This window comes from Rhizobium sp. 32-5/1 (genome assembly GCF_029537235.1).
Lineage (GTDB): Bacteria > Pseudomonadota > Alphaproteobacteria > Rhizobiales > Rhizobiaceae > Pararhizobium.
Genome location: NZ_CP120638.1, coordinates 4,031,336 through 4,047,973, shown reverse-complemented (window position 1 = coordinate 4,047,973; position 16,638 = coordinate 4,031,336). Strand labels below are relative to the sequence as shown.

The window sequence follows — 16,638 nt, the reverse complement described above, 5'->3', positions numbered from 1 at the left end:
CCCGCAAACAAGCTACGCAGAAAGGTTTTCGCAGTCGTTAACCGCTTGCTGAAATAGATGATGGAAATAGACCGGTGGGTATCAGAAGCAGCCAATGAAAAAACGCTGTTTCTCTCGATCTGCATGGGGGATGGCATTCTTCGCGAGGCAACCGTTCCAGCTTTGCCGCATGTGGCCATCAGTAAACAGCCCGGAGGGAGTGCCCTTTACTTGACGACCGCGGAACCGTTGATGATCTCAACGTTCTCATCGCCCTGCAGCCCAATACGGTCGCCGCTCGGGGTGGTGAGAAAACAGCCGGCCGGGCATATCGATTCCGAGCCACCGGCATCAATTGCAATCTCCATACGGCTTTCGCCTTCGACCACGACAAGCACCGCTGTTTCAGTGTCCTTGTTGGTAATGGTGGCGGCCGCTGCCGGAACAGCAGCAAGAATGACGAGAAGAAATGCACACGACGCTGTCTTCATTGCCCATCGGCGCGAACGCCGCCCTCTATGCGCGCAGTTCCAAAGCGACATGCCATGGATAAAACGCTATCCTTTTTCAGCCGTTCAAAGACTAGACTGTGAATGAAGGCGTTGCACAGGTTTTATTGCAAGGCGGCTGAATACAGCGTGAATATGGTCGTGATGAGCATTACGATGGTTCACCCGGCGTGCTGGACCCGACACGACGCGGCCGGCGCGGTGTTGTGACCGGCTTGGCATCAACCGCCATTGGCGCGTCCTCGTCGGTCACCGCAGGTGCGTCCCTCGCAACCTCCTGCACTGCAAGCGCTGGCTCCTCTTCGACGGTCTGCTGCAGGAACGGCGAACCGATGCCTTCGGCGCGGAAGCGCTCGAAAATTTCCAACCGCAGATCGTTGCGCACCCCGCCACCATTAACGATATCGGCAACATAGACCCGTAGTTCGAACGTCATGGTCGTCTCGCCAAAAGCCGTGAAGACTGCCATTGGCGACGGATTGCGCAGGACCAGAGGATGCGCCTCGGCAATTTCCAGGAGCAAGTCCATCACCTTCCTAGGCGCGGTGTCGTAACCGACAATGACGGGTATATCCGAACGGCCGAGCTTGTTGCGATGGGTCCAGTTGCCGACGGACGCATTGATGAACAGCGAATTTGGCACCATGATCGACTGGCGTTGGAAGGTTTCAATCTCGGTGGCGCGAACCGAAATCCGCTTGACGAACCCCTCAGTCGTGCCGGTGACCACCCAGTCTCCGACCTTGAAAGGGCGCTCGACGAGCAAGATAAGGCCGGAGACGAAGTTGGAGACGATGTTCTGCAGGCCGAAACCGACACCGAGCGACAAGGCACCGGCGACCAGCGCAAGACTGGAAAGATCGAGACCCGCGGCTGAGATGCCGATAAGCCCGGCGAGGCCGACCCCGAGGTAGCCGACGCCGGTCCTGATCGAGTTTCGCACCCCGGCATCGACGCGTGAACGCGCCATGACGCTACCATCGAGCCAGCGCTGAAACCAACGCGTTATCAGATAGCCGGCGGCAAACAGCAGAATGCCCGCAAAGATTCCGACCAGCGAAATCGTAATGCTGCCGATCTTGATTTCCGTGAACAGCCTGTAAGCCCAGGCTTGGATATCGGCGATCTTGAAGCCCCATTGCAGCAGGATCAGCGGAATAAAAAACACAACAACCAGCGCATAGATGCCAAGGCCAGCAGCGAGCCCGGCTTGGTCGAGAGCCACCTGCCCCATGCCGAAACGTTTTTCGAGAAAACGCCCGACGACCGTATCGGCAAAAGCATTCTGCTTGGCCACAGCCTTGCCGGTCAGGATCCCGATATAGGCCGTGACCAGGATCGCGCTGGTCACCACGATCTGCGTCGCGATGAACCGCGCAAGCCCGACATAGCCAATCACCGCCGTCGCAATCAGAAGGCCGCCGGCAACGACGAAAAGGACCGACATGGCCCGCGGCCAGGGAAGACCAGGGCTGTCAAGCGGCGCACCGACAGGCAGGATGGGCTTGATCAGCGCCATGATCATCAGAATGAAACCGATGAAAAGCGAGGCAAAAAGGCTCTTGACCACGGTCAGCACGACAGGCGAGCCCATGGCTTCGCTGATACCGCCGAGCAGATAATCCAGGCAATTGATCGTAGCCATCGCGATAATCGCGAACATCAAGCGTCGCGCACCAAGATTGGAGACGCGCACCAGACGCCAATTGCCTTCACTGGGCGCCAGCACGGCATTGGCCAACGTCGCCACGAACAAAAGGCCGACACTGACGGCAAGCGTGATCGCGATAATCGGCGCAATGTCGGGGCGCAGGACATTGAAGGACTGCAGGAAAAAGTAGCTCGACAGCACGAAGGCGCTCGCCGCGGTCGTTGGAATCATCGTCGACCAGAAAGCAACGGACAGCCTGGTGATGTAACCCGGCTCCATATCCGTGACATCGCGACGGATCAGCGGGGAAAACAGGCGGTAGCTGCCGGACAGGAAAAACAGCGCCGCGCAGAGCGACAGGAAAATCGCTGTCAGCAGCTGCAGGCGCTTATATTTCCAGGCAAAGGAAATCCAGCTCGTCAGGCTGCGTGACAGTTCCTGACCCTCGGTTACAAAGGAGGAGGAGGCACTCTGCAGAACCTCCAGATTGATCGTGGTATGCTGCAGGAGCGTATTGGAAAACAGTGCGCGCCGTGTTGCCGTGATTGAATTGGAGAGTTTTGTCGCCTGGATCGACAGGTTTTCAGCATCCCCCGTCAACGCGTTGATCTCGCCGCGTTCCGCGATCAGTCGTTCCCGCTCCTGGCTGACGATACCGGCTTCCGGCGGCGCGCCCTCCGCCGGTGGGTCTCCGAGTTCCGCCAGGCGCGCTTTGATTTCGTCTAGCCGCGGCCGGGTGGCGATAGAGGTCCCGATGATACTCTTGGCCGTTGCATCGACATCGACTTTGAGTTCGGCCAACCGATTGTCGTCGGTTTTGGCTTTATCGACCAGATCGGTTAGGCGCTTCAGCTCTTCGCGGGCAGCATTCAGTTGGTCGGTCGCCTGGCTCTGCGCGCTCACAACATCCGTCTGCGCTTCGGGAACGGGTGCTGCGGCATCCTGCGCACGTGCGGGCAGAGCTGACAGCGTCATCCACAGCGAGAGTAAAACGACCAGAAATTTAAATGGCGTCGGCAAGCTTTGGTCCTTTGAACATAGTCTGGAAATGCGCGATCGAGAATCGTCGAACGATCTCATCATTCCGAATGAATAGGGATCAGTGACTTCGGATGCAAAAGGCGCATGCACCTAAAATAGTGACACAGAAACAAATCCTCTAAAAACCAGCGCCTGGCTGGCTGAGATAGGCCTCTTCCGCCGATGTCGAGGCCCGACCCATTATCCGGTTGCGGTGCGGGAAGCGACCGAACAGGCGGATGACTTCGTGGTGGCGAATAGCGAAATCGAGATAATGTGGATCAGCCAGTTCGGTAAACAGCTGCACCGACAGAACCTGATCGGCGAGATTTTCGGAGTGTTCAAAGGGCATGTAAAAAAGCAACGGTGATCCGGTGGAACGGCCAAATCAGCGCCCTCGGCGATGGCAAGCTTCGCCTCGTTGAGCGCCAGACCATCGGTGGCAAAGGCCATTGGCGTGGCGCGGTAGATATTGCGTGGCAGTTGATCGAGAACGATGAGGGCCGCAAGCCGGTTTTCCGGGGTTGCGCGCCAGAGAGGTGCGATGCCACGTGCCAACGACAGATGCGTTGAGAGAAACCGCCGCTGACATTGCTCGTCAAGCCCCGGCGGTGGCTGGAACCAATGTTCCGGCTGCAACTCCTCAAACCAGAAGGACAAGATCTCTGTCGGGGTGCACAACGGCGCATCCATGCTCATCGCTTCATTCCTGTTCACTGCCTCGTGTCGACACAAAAGTCATAGCCACACTTATCATAGGCGAGGCAATTAGGATTTGAATGGGTCTTTTCCATGGGCATCAGAAGGAACGCCGGCGCAAAATCGCGATGAAGGCAATACCGCCCACCAGTCCGGTCACAACGCCGATCGGCATGTCCTCCGGTGCCATGACGATCCGCGCCACGACATCCGCCCAGATCAGCGCTATGGCACCGAACGCCGCCGACAATGGAATGACCCGGATATTGTCGCTACCGACGATCAGCCGCACGAAATGCGGCACCATTAACCCGATGAAGCCGATCGCGCCGGAAAAGGCGACCATGACACCGGTCAGCAGCGCCGTGACGACGAACAGCATCATGCGAAACCGCGGAACGGGGATGCCAAGCGTCAGTGCCGTCTCATCTCCCATGGCAAGCGCATTGATCTCCCGTGCCCTTAAGACAAGCCATGAAAGGCAGACGCCAAGAACGATCGCCGGATAGCTCAGATGCGACCATTGCGCCAGTCCGAGCCCTCCGAGCATCCAGAAGATGACGGTGTGGACGGCGCGCGGATCGCCGAGAAAGATCATCAGATTGGCCAGCGCAGTCAGGACGAAGGCGACGGCGACGCCCGACAGAACCAGCCTGTCGGCCCCCTGCCCGGTCAATCGGCTGACACCGGCAACGGCAAGGGTTGCCAGCAGCGCACCGGCAAAGGAAAACAAGGGAACCGTGACGAGCCCAAAGACCAGCCCTGTATGCAGAAGGGCGATGATCGCTCCCAGGGCTCCGCCTGAAGAGACCCCCAGCAGATGTGGATCGGCCAGCGGATTGCGCGTCACCGACTGCAGCACCGCACCGGTGACGGCCAGACCCGCACCGACGAGGCCGCCAAGGATCACCCGCGGAAACCGCACGTCCCAGACAATGCTTTCACGCCCCGCCGACCAGACGACGTCAAGCATCCCCGGCATCAGCCTGTTGACGAGGATCGACCAGACTGTCGAGAGGGGCACAGGTGCGGAGCCCAGCGAGACGCCGGCCGAGACCGACAGGGCCAGCAGCAGGAGGACGGTTAAGCCGGCAAGGGAAGTTTTCATAGTCATTGTTCGATATGGTCCCGTGGCGAAGATGCCGCCGAAATCCGTCCGGCGGCATCAGAGCCTGGCAAAGCTACATGGTATTGGGGTGGAACGCGGCGGCCAGCCGGGCGATGGCATCGACATTGCGCGGTCCCGGTGTCGCCTCGATGTATTCGAGAACCACGAAACGGCCGTTCTTGACGGCATCGATCGCTTTGAAGGCGGGATTGTTCTTCATGAAGGCGATCTTCTGTTCCGCAGTCACCTCGCCATAATTGACGATGACGATCACCTGCGGGTTGGATTCGATGACCGGCTCCCAGGAGACTTCCGTCCAGCTCTTTTCGACGCCGTCCATGACATTGCGCCCGCCCGCGGCCTCGATCATCGCGGTCGGAATGCCGAAGCGACCGGAGGTAAAGGGCTTCTCTTCGCCGGAATCATACACGAAGACTCGGACCGGCTCCTTGACCGTGCCGATCTTGGCACTGATGCCCTCTAGTTTCTCGCGGTATCCGGCGACCAACGCCTCGGCCCGGTCCTCGACCTGGAAGATCTTGCCGAGATTGAGCAGATCGACAAACATGTCGTCCATCGTCGGCTTTCCCTTGGCCATGATGTGAATGCAGGATTCAGTCAGTTCGTAAACCTTGATCCCGAAAGGCGCGAGCGTTTCGGGCGTCACCTCACCGCCGACCTTCATGCCATAGTTCCAGCCGGCAAAATAAAAGTCGGCATCGACATTCAGCAAAACCTCCTTGGTCGGATATTTCGCCGAAAGTTCCGGCAGGGCTTTGACACCCGCACGGAGCGTTTCGTCGAGCGTCTTCCAGCCCGAGACGCCGGTGTAGCCGACCATATGATCCTGCAGCTTCAGGGCGAGCATCATCTCGGTCAGGTTGACGTCATTTGAGACCGCCCGCTTAGGCACCGTATCGAAGGTCACATCGCGGTTGCAGCTTTTGACCGTCGTAGGCTGCGCAACCGCCGGAGCGGCCAGGATCGCTGTAAAAAGCAGGCTCGCGGCCGCTGTTGAAAGCACTTTTCTGATCATGATTGTCTCCGTTCAGTGTGAAAGGGAAAAGGAAAAGCGGGCGTGATTGCCCGAAGGGCGATGGGCGGTGGCCGTAACGCCGAAGGTCGATGAGATCGCCGTCGACGTCAGAACCTCATCCGGCACGCCAAAATAGGTCATGCGGCTGTCCTGCATGATGGCGACCTCGGTCGCGAAATCCGCAGCAAGATTGATATCGTGGAGGGTAGTCACGATGGTGAGCTGCAGGCTACGCAAAAGGCCGAGGATTTCCAGCTGGTGGCGGATATCCAGGTGATTGGTCGGCTCATCGAGGATGATGATGCGCGGCTCCTGCGCCAGCGCGCGTGCCACCAGGACACGCTGCTTCTCGCCACCGGACAATGTTGAAAACTGGCGTCCGGCCAGATGGGCGAGATCGAGATGGTCGAGGGCGTGGGTCACCCTTTCCCGGTCGACATCGGTCCAGCCGTTCATGCCCTGGCGGCGCGGGATCCGCCCCATGGTGACGACATCGCGGACGCTGAACGGAAAATCCGCGGGCATTTCCTGCAGCACGACGGCAATTGTCCGGGCAGCGTCGCGGGCCGTCAGGCTCCAAAGATCCTCGCCGTCGATCTCGACCGTGCCCTGCAGCGGCCGCACGGCGCGATAGAGGCATCGCAGCAGCGATGATTTCCCGGCACCATTGGGACCCAGGATCACGAGCCGGCTGCCCGGCTCGATGGAAAAGCTGACATCGCGAACCAGCATAAGACCGGGACGCGGCCCCCAGCTGAGCGCGCGGGCGACGACCCGTGCCCCTTCGGAAGCGCAATTCATGGGCGCCACCCCGTGATCAGGCCCGTCATTGCAGGCGCTCCGCAAGCAACTCCGATGCAAGCAAGGTTGCAGGCACCCGCGCAATGGTCTTGCCGTTCAATCCGCGCGGACGCTCCGCCTGCCGCGTCAGGCCGTCGGCCCGGTCTGCATAAACGGCCGCGAAGGCCACGAGATCGTCGATATCCTGATCCGGCAGGATGTCGCCGAACAGGTATGTCGCCTTGCCGCTCGCCTGGAACGCAATGGTGCAGGGTCGCGTGCAACCGGCCATGCAGGCCGTGCCCGAAACCGAAAAGTCCTGGTCCAGCGGCTGCTTCAGTGCCGCGAGGCTCTCGTTCAGCCGGGCAAGCAGCTCAAGTCCTGGCCGGCAGGGCTTGCCGGTAATCCGGCAGTCGGTGCAAACAGTGATCGTGTGTTGTTTGTTCGAAGATGATGTCGCCATTCCATTCCTCCGGTGGTTTTTCCCGGAGACAAAATGGCAATCATGCGCAGGGGCGCAGAGCCCCCGGCAGCAAGCCAGATTTTTTCCATCGGAACACCCCGTCCGTTGCGGTTGATCGGTTTGATGGCAGGTCTCCTGGCTTGCGGGTCGATGCGCATTCACCCCTTCCCGGCGTCGCCAGTGGGATATCGTGAACGCACTCTCCGCTTACAGTTGCGGGGGCAGCCACGGTTTCGGCCCCTATTGGGTCGTCCTCACCGTGTTCCCTTTTCAGCCGCTTCCGAGTCTTGTTGGAAGCAGCACCATCAAACCAAGACCTGACACATCCTGTAAAAAGTCACAACCACCCCTGCGCCACCTCCCTGTGAAATTTCAGCGGACGCAGTCGATGTTTGCCTTGTTACGAAATAACATTACATAAAGCAAACAGAAAATTCTTTACCCCTAACCTCCGAGGTTGGCGTTGGGGGCGACCGTGGCGGTTCTATCGCGCCATCGCCTTACCAGCAATGACTACTGCAGCGGCCAGACATAGGTGAGCGCCGGGATGCTGACGATGATGATGACCAGGGACAGGGGCAGTCCCAGCCTCGGATAGTCGCTGAAGCGGTAACCGCCCGGGCCCATCACCAGCGTGTTGCACTGGTGCCCGATCGGGGTCAGAAAATCACAGCCGGCGCCGATGGCAACCGCCATCAGGAAGGCTTCAGGCCTGTATCCAAGCGCCGTGGCGAAGCTGGCGGCGATCGGCGCCATGACCAGCACGGTCGCCGCATTGTTGAGAAAGGGCGTCACCGCCATGGCGGCTATCAGGATTAGGGCCAGCGCACCGGCCGGTGGCAATTGCGATGCCACCTCGCCCAGCCAGTTGGCGATGACATCGGTTCCACCACTTGTGCGCAAGGAATCGCTGACCGGAATGAGCGTCGCCAGCATCACCAGAATCGGCCCGTCGACGGAGCGATAAACATCACGCAGCGGAATGACCCGAAACACAACCATAGCCAGTGCCGCGCCGAAAAACGCGATCGGCACCGGCAGAATGCCAATAGCCGTGCTGCCCATGGCCGCAAAAAGCACCAGAAGCGGCAGATAGGCACGCCGGATCGTACCGAGCAGGATTTCCCGCTGCGCCAGCGGCAGGCAGCCGAACTCCTGCAGGAAACCCGGCAGTTCCTTGCGTGAGCCCTGGAGCACGATGATATCGCCGACCTGCAGCGTTACGTTGCCGAGCCGCTCCTTCAATCGCTGTCCCTGGCGGCTGACGGCGAGCAGGTTGATATTGTGGGCATTAAAGAGCGCAAGCCGCGTTGCCGACATGCCCGCAAGCGTGCTTTCACTGCCGATGACGGCCTCGATCGCCTCGATTTCCGCTCCGGGCTTCGTGCCGGACGGCGATCGATCGCCGGAAAGCTTGAGCTTGCCCTGCGAGACGACCCTGTCCAGCGCCAGCGGGCTGCCTTCGAGAAGCAGGATATCATCAGCCTCCAGCGCCACATCCGGCAAAGGTGTGCGATGCTGTGCCTTTCGAATGACCGAGGTGACGATGGCCTCGCCATCGCTGGCCTTGAGCAAAGCGCTGAGCGACTTGCCGACGAAGGGCGAGCCTGCCGGCACCGCCGCCTCGGACGCATAATTGCTGATCTCGATGGCTTCCTCGATCGAGAACTGCTGGCTGACCCGCTCCGGAACCAGCTTGTAGGCAAACAGCAGAAACACCGTTCCGACCAGCGCGAGGGTGGCACCGACAGGCGTGAAGTCGAACATCGTGAAGCTTTCGCCGGTCAGTTCTTCGCGCACACGAGACACCACGATATTCGGCGACGTGCCGATCTGTGTCATCAGGCCGCCCAGCAAAGCGCCGAACGCCATCGGCATCAGGAAGCGCGAAGGCTGGATGTTGGAGCGGCGCGCAAACTGAAAGGCGACCGGCATCATGATCGCCAGCGCCCCGATGTTCTTGATGAAGGCGGACAGGACGGTGACGAGCACGACGAGAATGAACAATTGGCCACGCACGGAGCCGAGCCGCGGCAGGTAGCGCTCGATCGCTGCATCGACAAGACCCGAGCGAGCGACACCGGCGCTGACGATCAGGGCACTGGCGACGATGATGACGATATCGTCACTGAAGCCGGTGAACGCCTTGTCATAGGGGACGATGCCGACCGCAACCGCCAGCATCAGCGCGCAGCAGCCAATAATGTCGTAGCGGAATCGGCCCCAGATGAAAAACGCCATCATCAACCCGATGACCGCAAACGCAAGATATTGATCGACGGTCATCGGAAAGCCTGCAATGGGATCGGAGCCGCTGGTATAGCATCACCTTCGACAATTTAAAGCGTTCCCGACAGCCAAAGTTCCGCACTTGTGAAAAACTCGCCGCTATAGGCCGCGTTCGCGCAACATGCCCGGCAACGCGATTCCGCCGGGACCATACTGACGACGCCCGGCTTCGCAGGCGCTCCAGGAATCACCGCCGCGACGCATGGCCCCTTCCCGCGCATTGGCCATGGCGTCGATCACGTCATAGTCGCGGTTGGATTTTCCGATGCTCTGGCCGATGGCGATCGTGGTGATAGAGGCGGTGTCCATCTCCAATGCCGGGCAAACCCGGGCGAAGGCGACGACATCGGCGATCTTTTCCATGAGATCGTCGCGTGCACTCTTGGCATCGACGGAATCGATGTGGGAGATGAGGAGAACAAGGAGAGAAGCATAGGCAAAGAGATTCATGACATCTAAGTCCCCGTGAAACCTCCCCAATTCATTCTGGCTGATTCGCTGATGGATACAAGTGGGCCCGATTTCGGCCCGTAAGCCTCAGGCAAGCCCGCAGAATGGCCGATCACGCAGGCTCACGATCGCGACAAGCAATGGAAAGATGCAGTGCACGCCCTATCTCTTTGTTGGATGCGCAGAGCGCGCTTAAGAAATGGAGCAGACCATGAAGACCGCCCTTTCAGCCGCAGCCATTGCCCTTTTACTCGCCGGCTGCACGACGACCGAACTTCAGCCGATCCCCGGCAGTATCACCTACAATGGACAGCCACGAACAAAGCTGACCAAATCGCCTGTTGGCAGCACCTTCACCCATCTCTTTACCGGCGACATGGGCGAACAGGTTTATGAAACCTATAAGATCCAGCCCGACCGGACGCTGAAGATCGTCGATCGGCGCCGCCAGGATGCCTTCTTCCCGGACCCTTAATCAGGGAGGGGCACGGAAAAGTGCTTGGAGGTAAAGTTTTCTATATGAGTGATCGCAAAAGCACGACTTTGCTCCCCTTGACCGATAGTGGAGAAAGTTCTGCGTTATAATAATCGATAATTTGCATAGAGTATGCCTACTAACAACGGAGGTAGACATGCACGCGAAACGACTGACGCGATTTATCACGGTGGCCCTGCTGGCAAGCAGCATTCAGGTGGGTGGGCTCGGTTTCGCATTTGCCGATACGACGATACTCAACGTGTCCTACGACCCGACGCGGGAACTCTACAAGGACTTCAACGCGGCCTTCGCTGAAAAATGGAAGACGGACACCGGCGAAACCGTGACGATCCAGACGTCGCATGGCGGATCCGGCAAACAGGCCCGCTCCGTCATCGATGGTCTGGACGCGGACGTCGTGACGCTGGCGCTTGAGGCCGACATCGACGCCATTGCCGCAAACACGGGCAAGATCCCGGCGGACTGGAAGAGCAAGTTCGAGAACAACAGCGCACCCTACACCTCGACCATCGTCTTCCTGGTGCGCAAGGGCAATCCCAAGGGGATCAAGGACTGGGGCGACCTGGTCAAGGACGATATCCAGGTAATCACACCGAACCCAAAGACCTCCGGCGGCGCGCGCTGGAACTTCCTCGCGGCATGGGCATGGGCACGGCAGGCCAATGGCGGCGATGACACAAAGGCCCAGGAATACGTCGCTAGTCTCTTCAAGCATGTCCCGGTTCTCGACACTGGCGCTCGTGGTGCAACGACGACATTCGTCCAGCGCGGTCTCGGCGACGTTCTGCTCGCCTGGGAAAACGAAGCCTACCTGTCGCTCGAGGAACTCGGCCCTGATAGTTTCGAGATCGTCACGCCTTCCGTTTCCATCAAGGCAGAGCCGCCGGTCGCGCTGGTCGATGGCAACGTCGATGCTAAGGGCACCCGCAAGGTGGCAGAGGCCTATCTGCAATATCTCTATTCGGATGTCGGCCAGAAGATCGCTGCCAAGCACTACTACCGGCCGTTCAAGCCGGAAGCGGCAGCCCCTGAGGATATTGCCCGCTTTGCCGATGTGAAGCTTTCCACTATTGACGAATTCGGTGGATGGAAGGAAGCTCAGCCGAAATTCTTCGGGGACGGTGGCCTCTTCGATCAGATCTACAAGCCGGGGCAATAAGTTTTACATGACCGCAAGCACACGCAAGCGGTGGCAATTTCGACAGCCGAGCGTCATTCCGGGATTCGGATTGGCGCTCGGCGTCACTTTGTCATGGCTCATACTCATCATTCTCATTCCTCTCTCGGGCCTGCTCTGGCGGTCCAGCGCGCTCGGCTGGAGCACGTTCTGGACGCTGGCCACCGATGAACGGACCATCAATGCCCTCCGCATCAGCTTTGGCACCGCCTTTGCAGCAGCGCTGGTCAATGTCGTCTTCGGCGTCATCCTCGCCTGGGTGCTGGTGCGCTACAGCTTTCCCGGCAAGCGCATCATCGACGCCATGGTGGATCTCCCCTTTGCCCTGCCGACCGCCGTTGCCGGCATCGCCCTGACGACGCTCTATGCGCCGAACGGCTGGATCGGCTCGCTACTGACGCCCCTCGGCATCAAGATCGCCTTCACCCCCATCGGCATCGTCATCGCCCTTGTCTTTGTCGGCCTGCCCTTCGTCGTGCGAACTGTACAGCCGATCATGGAAGAGATCGACAAGGAGGTCGAGGAAGCCGCAGCGACGCTTGGCGCAAACCGTTTCCAGACGATCAGCCGCGTGCTTTTGCCAGGCCTGACCCCGGCGGTCCTGACCGGCTTTGCGCTCGCCTTCGCACGCGGCGTCGGCGAATACGGTTCCGTCATCTTCATTGCCGGAAATCTTCCCTATGTTTCGGAAATCGCGCCGCTTCTCATCGTCATCCGGCTCGAGGAATTCAATTATCCGGCCGCAACGGCGATCGCCGCGGTCATGCTGGTGATTTCATTCGCCATGCTGCTGGTCATCAACCTGATCCAGGCCTGGAGTAGACGGAGGTATGGTTATGGCGCATGATATTCCCGATCCGGCCGGCCATCACGGCACCTCCGAAATGGTTCGCACTGCAACCTCCGAAAGCCGGCTGGCACGTTATGTGCTGATCGGCCTTGCCCTCTGTTTCATGGGCCTCTTCGTGCTGATGCCGCTCGCTGCGGTGTTCACGGAGGCCATGCGCAACGGCCCCGGCGAGTTCCTGACGGTGCTTTCCGATCCGGAAACCTTTTCGGCCATTCGACTGACCCTTCTCGTCGCTGTAATCGCAGTCCCGCTCAACGTCGTCTTCGGCGTCGCTGCGGCCTGGGCAATCGCCAAGTTCGAATTCAAGGGCAAGGCCTTCCTGACGACGCTGATCGATCTTCCCTTTTCGGTCTCGCCTGTCATTTCAGGCCTGGTTTTCATCCTGCTCTTCGGCTCGCACAGCCTTCTTGGCCCCTGGCTGCAGGGCAATGGCATCCAGATTCTGTTCGCGGTGCCCGGCATCGTGCTCGCAACCGTCTTCGTGACCTTTCCCTTCGTGGCGCGCGAACTGATCCCGCTCATGCAGGAACAGGGCACCAGCGACGAGGAAGCGGCCCTTTCGCTGGGGGCAAGCGGCTGGCAAACTTTCTGGTATGTCACGCTGCCCAACATCAAATGGGGACTGCTCTACGGGGTGCTGCTGTGCAACGCCCGCGCCATGGGCGAGTTCGGAGCGGTCTCGGTGGTCTCAGGCCATATTCGCGGCCTGACCAACACCATGCCGCTTCAGGTCGAAATCCTCTACAATGAATATAACTTCGTTGCCGCCTTTGCGGTCGCAACGCTTCTCGCCCTGCTGGCGCTCGTCACGCTCGTTCTGAAATCGCTGCTTGAAATGAAGTTCAGCGAACAGATCGCCGCCAGCCGCCGGCATTGAAAGGTCTAAACATCCATGGAAGTACGCGTTCAAAACATACGCAAGGAATTCAGCCGCTTTCCCGCCCTCAACGATGTGTCCCTCGACATTCGTTCGGGCGAACTGATCGCGCTGCTCGGTCCTTCCGGCTCCGGCAAGACTACGCTTCTTCGCCTGGTGGCCGGTCTCGAGACCCCGACGGACGGCACGATCTATTTCGGTGACGAGGACGCCTCGCGCAAGACGGTCCAGCAGCGCAATATCGGTTTCGTGTTCCAGCACTATGCGCTGTTCCGGCACATGACGGTGCTGGACAACGTCTCCTTCGGCCTGAAAATCCGTCCTGCCGGCCGCCGGCCATCCTCGGCGGAGATCAAACGACGCGCGATGGAGCTGATCGACCTCGTCCAGCTGACCGGGCTTGAAAAACGCTATCCCGCCCAGCTCTCCGGCGGCCAGCGCCAGCGGGTGGCACTTGCCCGCGCCATGGCGGTGGAGCCCAATGTCCTGCTGCTCGACGAACCTTTCGGTGCACTCGATGCCCAGGTCCGCAAGGAACTGCGGCGCTGGCTACGCGAAATCCACGACCGCACCGGGCACACGACAATCTTCGTCACCCACGACCAGGAGGAAGCGCTGGAACTCGCCGACCGCGTCGTGGTGATGAGCAAGGGCCAGATCGAGCAGGTGGGCACGCCCGACGAAATCTACGACACGCCGGTTTCACCCTTCGTCTTCGGCTTCATCGGCCAGTCGAATATTTTGCCGGTGCGCATCGAAAACGGCCAGCTGTGGATCGAGGACCGCTCGATCGGCATCAGCGCGCCCGGTGAAAAGGACGGGGCAGCGCAGCTCTATTTCCGCCCCCACGACATCGAGTTGCTCGATGGCTGTGGCGGCTGCATTGCCGGTCTCGTCACCGCCAGCCGCCGGGTCGCCGGAACGCGCCATGTCGAACTCGACATCGGCTCGACGCAGGGCAAGGTCGAGATCGAGCTACCCCGGAAAAGACCGCAACCGATCGGTCACGCATCGCATTTCGCCCGACACGGTGGAAATTGTTCCGGAACTGACCATCCCCCGGTTGACCTTTGATCCAAAGCTGGTTTCCTTATCCTGCTCCGGTTGCAGCCTCGCATCCGGGGCCGATTTCTTTGCGCTGCAGACGCTTGACCGCATGGCAGATTTCTTTTTACCGACATGGATTTTTAGATGCTTTACAGACGCGAAATCGACGGGCTGCGGGCCTTGGCAGTCGTCCCGGTCATTCTGTTCCACGCCGGCATCGACGTCTTCTCCGGCGGCTTCGTCGGCGTCGACATCTTCTTCGTCATCAGCGGTTACCTGATCACCTCGATCATCATTGGTGAGCAGGAAAAGGGCCGGTTCTCGATTCTGAAATTCTATGAGCGGCGCGCGCGGCGCATCATGCCCGTGCTGTTCTTCGTGCTTCTCTGCTGCCTGCCCTTTGCCTGGGCCTGGATGCTGCCGATGCAGATGAAGGATTTCGGCCACAGCATCATCGCCGTCTGCCTGTTCGTCTCGAATTTCCTGTTCTGGAAGGAGACCGGCTATTTTGCGGCCGCCGCCGAGGAACAGCCGCTGCTCCACACCTGGAGCCTTGCCGTCGAGGAGCAATATTATCTCGTCTTCCCGCTGTTCGTCATGTTCTGCTGGCGGTTCGGTCGAAAGACCCTGGTGGCCATCATTGCTATTGTCGCCATCCTCAGCCTGCTCCTTGCAGATTATGGCTCGGTCCACTTCGCCTCCGCCAATTTCTACCTGCCGACCACCCGGGCCTGGGAACTGCTGGCAGGCTCGCTGACGGCCTTCATCCTTTCCGGCAGAACACAGAAGCCGAACGAAATCCTGTCGCTCACAGGCCTCGCTTTGATCCTCTTCTCGATCGTCGCCTATGATGAACTGACACCCTTCCCGTCCTTCTACGCCCTTCCCCCGGTCATCGGTACGGCCCTGATCATCCTGTTTGCCGCACAAGGCACGCTTGTCGCCCGCATCCTGTCGACAGCCCCGATGGTCGGCATCGGCCTGATCAGCTACAGCGCCTATCTCTGGCATCAACCGCTCTTCGCCTTTGCCCGTATCCGCAGCCTCACCGAACCGTCGACCGCGCTGTTCCTAACGCTGTCCGTGACCTCGCTCGTGCTTGCCTACTTCTCCTGGCGTTTTGTCGAGACCCCTTTCCGTACCGGGCGCATCACGATGCTTTCATCCGCGCCGCGCGTGCTGACCGCAACGGCGATCGGCACCGGACTGTTCATCGCCATCGGCTTTGTCGGCAGCCGCGACAACGGGCTGCAGTTTCGTTTGCCACAAACGGCGCGCACCGTGCTGGCGGAAAAAGCAAACCATGATCCGGCGATGGACACCTGCCTGTTCGACAAGGGTGAGAGCAACATCGAGCATCCGGTCCGCGCCTGCCTGACCGCGCATTCGACGAGCAGCAAGACCATCCTGATCGGCGATTCGCATGCCGGTGCGATCGCCGGGGAAGCGCTGCGGGAATTCGACAAGGCGAAGGTCGATCTCTATGCCATGAGCCATTCCGCCTGCCTCGGCTTTTCCGGCTTTTATGTCTCCGATCCGAAATACCGCCTGCGCTGCAATTCCTTCTTCTCAGGCATTGAAAATTATATCCGCGACAGCGGTGTCGACACGGTGATCATGCTCGACCGCTGGTCGCTCTATATCGATGGCGGCGGTTTCGACAATGGCGAGGGCGGCGTCGAGGCGCTGACACCGATCTATGCCGACCTTCTGGAAAATGAAAGCGAGGCCGCTGGCCGCTTCGATGATGCCCGCAAGGCACGGGTGCTGGAGCGCTACCTGCAGGACATCAAGAAATATCTCGATGGCGGAACCAAGGTGGTGCTGGTCTACCCGATCCCCGAGGCCGGCTGGAATGTGCCCGACCTCGTCGCCAAGGCAGCCATGGCGGGCGAAACGGATCCGATATTCTCGACGAGCGCCGAACTCTACCGCAAGCGCAACGCCACGGTTCTCGCCGCCTTCGACGCCCTCTCCCATCCCAATCTTTACCGCGTCAAACCAGCAGAATTTTTCTGCGGCACTATCGTCAAGGATCGTTGCCTCAATAATCAGGGCTACGAGAAAATCTATTACATCGACAGCAATCACCCATCGAATGCGGGTGCCGCGCTGGTGGTCCCGGCAATCCTAAAAGCGGTCGAGGCAAGCCGGGCGGATACCAGTGCCGACAAGCTGGCGACGTCGACCGAAACGCCCTGACG

General features: G+C 59.7%; 13 protein-coding genes, 2 pseudogenes and 1 riboswitch. Of the genes and pseudogenes, 6 read left to right on the top strand and 9 right to left on the bottom strand.

Annotated features, from left to right (window positions below; genetic code table 11):
• Positions 1-206 precede the first annotated feature (206 nt).
• The 9 genes and pseudogenes from P6U16_RS20280 to P6U16_RS20240 all read right to left on the bottom strand — a co-directional run bounded on the left by P6U16_RS20280 (position 207) and on the right by P6U16_RS20240 (position 9,984).
• The gene (locus tag P6U16_RS20280; protein WP_277701971.1) at positions 207-470 is read right to left on the bottom strand and encodes a hypothetical protein; all 264 of its coding nucleotides are present in this window, start codon (positions 468-470) and stop codon (positions 207-209) included.
• 169 nt (positions 471-639) lie between these two features.
• Positions 640-3,114, bottom strand: a complete 2,475-nt coding sequence (locus P6U16_RS20275; RefSeq protein WP_277703922.1) for a mechanosensitive ion channel family protein — start codon at positions 3,112-3,114, stop codon at positions 640-642.
• Positions 3,115-3,298: 184 nt separating this feature from the next.
• A pseudogene (locus P6U16_RS20270) lies at positions 3,299-3,858 on the bottom strand (DUF924 family protein).
• A 100-nt stretch (positions 3,859-3,958) separates the two neighbouring features.
• On the bottom strand, positions 3,959-4,972 hold the full coding sequence (locus P6U16_RS20265; RefSeq protein WP_277701970.1) for an iron ABC transporter permease: 1,014 nt from the start codon (positions 4,970-4,972) through the stop codon (positions 3,959-3,961).
• Positions 4,973-5,039: 67 nt separating this feature from the next.
• Positions 5,040-6,002, bottom strand: a complete 963-nt coding sequence (locus P6U16_RS20260) for an ABC transporter substrate-binding protein (protein WP_277701969.1) — start codon at positions 6,000-6,002, stop codon at positions 5,040-5,042.
• Between the two features lie 12 nt (positions 6,003-6,014).
• On the bottom strand, positions 6,015-6,803 hold the full coding sequence (locus P6U16_RS20255; protein ID WP_277701968.1) for an ABC transporter ATP-binding protein: 789 nt from the start codon (positions 6,801-6,803) through the stop codon (positions 6,015-6,017).
• Positions 6,804-6,828: 25 nt separating this feature from the next.
• Positions 6,829-7,245 carry a DUF1636 domain-containing protein gene (locus tag P6U16_RS20250; protein WP_277701967.1) on the bottom strand — a complete coding sequence of 139 codons (417 nt, stop codon included), beginning with the start codon at positions 7,243-7,245 and terminating at the stop codon, positions 6,829-6,831.
• Between the two features lie 107 nt (positions 7,246-7,352).
• Positions 7,353-7,567, bottom strand: a riboswitch (cobalamin riboswitch).
• Between the two features lie 191 nt (positions 7,568-7,758).
• Complete coding sequence (locus P6U16_RS20245; protein WP_277701966.1) at positions 7,759-9,531, bottom strand: SLC13 family permease; 1,773 nt, start codon at positions 9,529-9,531, stop codon at positions 7,759-7,761.
• Positions 9,532-9,633: 102 nt separating this feature from the next.
• Positions 9,634-9,984 (bottom strand): hypothetical protein, encoded by a 351-nt coding sequence (locus P6U16_RS20240; protein WP_277701965.1) that lies wholly within the window; start codon positions 9,982-9,984, stop codon positions 9,634-9,636.
• A gap of 211 nt (positions 9,985-10,195) precedes the next feature.
• Here P6U16_RS20240 and P6U16_RS20235 point away from each other — a divergent pair, with 211 nt between their 5' ends.
• From P6U16_RS20235 to P6U16_RS20210, 6 genes and pseudogenes are all read left to right on the top strand, one after another.
• The gene (locus P6U16_RS20235; protein ID WP_277701964.1) at positions 10,196-10,459 is read left to right on the top strand and encodes a hypothetical protein; all 264 of its coding nucleotides are present in this window, start codon (positions 10,196-10,198) and stop codon (positions 10,457-10,459) included.
• 157 nt (positions 10,460-10,616) lie between these two features.
• The gene (locus P6U16_RS20230) at positions 10,617-11,642 is read left to right on the top strand and encodes a sulfate ABC transporter substrate-binding protein (RefSeq protein WP_277701963.1); all 1,026 of its coding nucleotides are present in this window, start codon (positions 10,617-10,619) and stop codon (positions 11,640-11,642) included.
• A 7-nt stretch (positions 11,643-11,649) separates the two neighbouring features.
• Positions 11,650-12,507: a sulfate ABC transporter permease subunit CysT gene (gene cysT / locus P6U16_RS20225; protein WP_277701962.1), complete on the top strand. Its 858-nt coding sequence runs from the start codon at positions 11,650-11,652 to the stop codon at positions 12,505-12,507.
• Positions 12,497-13,387, top strand: a complete 891-nt coding sequence (gene cysW / locus P6U16_RS20220) for a sulfate ABC transporter permease subunit CysW (protein ID WP_277701961.1) — start codon at positions 12,497-12,499, stop codon at positions 13,385-13,387. Before cysT ends, cysW begins: the two co-directional genes overlap by 11 nt.
• A gap of 15 nt (positions 13,388-13,402) precedes the next feature.
• Positions 13,403-14,439 (top strand): annotated as a pseudogene (locus P6U16_RS20215) (sulfate/molybdate ABC transporter ATP-binding protein).
• Between the two features lie 139 nt (positions 14,440-14,578).
• A complete protein-coding gene (locus tag P6U16_RS20210) occupies positions 14,579-16,636 on the top strand; it encodes an acyltransferase family protein (protein WP_277701960.1) in 2,058 nt (685 codons plus the stop codon).
• The last annotated feature ends 2 nt before the right edge of the window (positions 16,637-16,638 follow it).

What these genes read in the sequence shown, in the direction of transcription:
- P6U16_RS20245 (WP_277701966.1), bottom strand. Translation starts at nt 9,531, where the DNA reads ATGACCGTCGATCAATATCTTGCGTTTGCGGTCATCGGGTTGATGATG.
- P6U16_RS20240 (WP_277701965.1), bottom strand. Translation starts at nt 9,984, where the DNA reads ATGAATCTCTTTGCCTATGCTTCTCTCCTTGTTCTCCTCATCTCCCAC.
- cysT (WP_277701962.1), top strand. Translation starts at nt 11,650, where the DNA reads ATGACCGCAAGCACACGCAAGCGGTGGCAATTTCGACAGCCGAGCGTC.
- P6U16_RS20265 (WP_277701970.1), bottom strand. Translation starts at nt 4,972, where the DNA reads ATGACTATGAAAACTTCCCTTGCCGGCTTAACCGTCCTCCTGCTGCTG.
- P6U16_RS20210 (WP_277701960.1), top strand. Translation starts at nt 14,579, where the DNA reads ATGCTTTACAGACGCGAAATCGACGGGCTGCGGGCCTTGGCAGTCGTC.
- P6U16_RS20255 (WP_277701968.1), bottom strand. Translation starts at nt 6,803, where the DNA reads ATGAATTGCGCTTCCGAAGGGGCACGGGTCGTCGCCCGCGCGCTCAGC.
- P6U16_RS20275 (WP_277703922.1), bottom strand. Translation starts at nt 3,114, where the DNA reads ATGACGCTGTCAGCTCTGCCCGCACGTGCGCAGGATGCCGCAGCACCC.
- P6U16_RS20250 (WP_277701967.1), bottom strand. Translation starts at nt 7,245, where the DNA reads ATGGCGACATCATCTTCGAACAAACAACACACGATCACTGTTTGCACC.
- cysW (WP_277701961.1), top strand. Translation starts at nt 12,497, where the DNA reads ATGGCGCATGATATTCCCGATCCGGCCGGCCATCACGGCACCTCCGAA.
- P6U16_RS20230 (WP_277701963.1), top strand. Translation starts at nt 10,617, where the DNA reads ATGCACGCGAAACGACTGACGCGATTTATCACGGTGGCCCTGCTGGCA.
- P6U16_RS20260 (WP_277701969.1), bottom strand. Translation starts at nt 6,002, where the DNA reads ATGATCAGAAAAGTGCTTTCAACAGCGGCCGCGAGCCTGCTTTTTACA.
- P6U16_RS20235 (WP_277701964.1), top strand. Translation starts at nt 10,196, where the DNA reads ATGAAGACCGCCCTTTCAGCCGCAGCCATTGCCCTTTTACTCGCCGGC.
- P6U16_RS20280 (WP_277701971.1), bottom strand. Translation starts at nt 470, where the DNA reads ATGAAGACAGCGTCGTGTGCATTTCTTCTCGTCATTCTTGCTGCTGTT.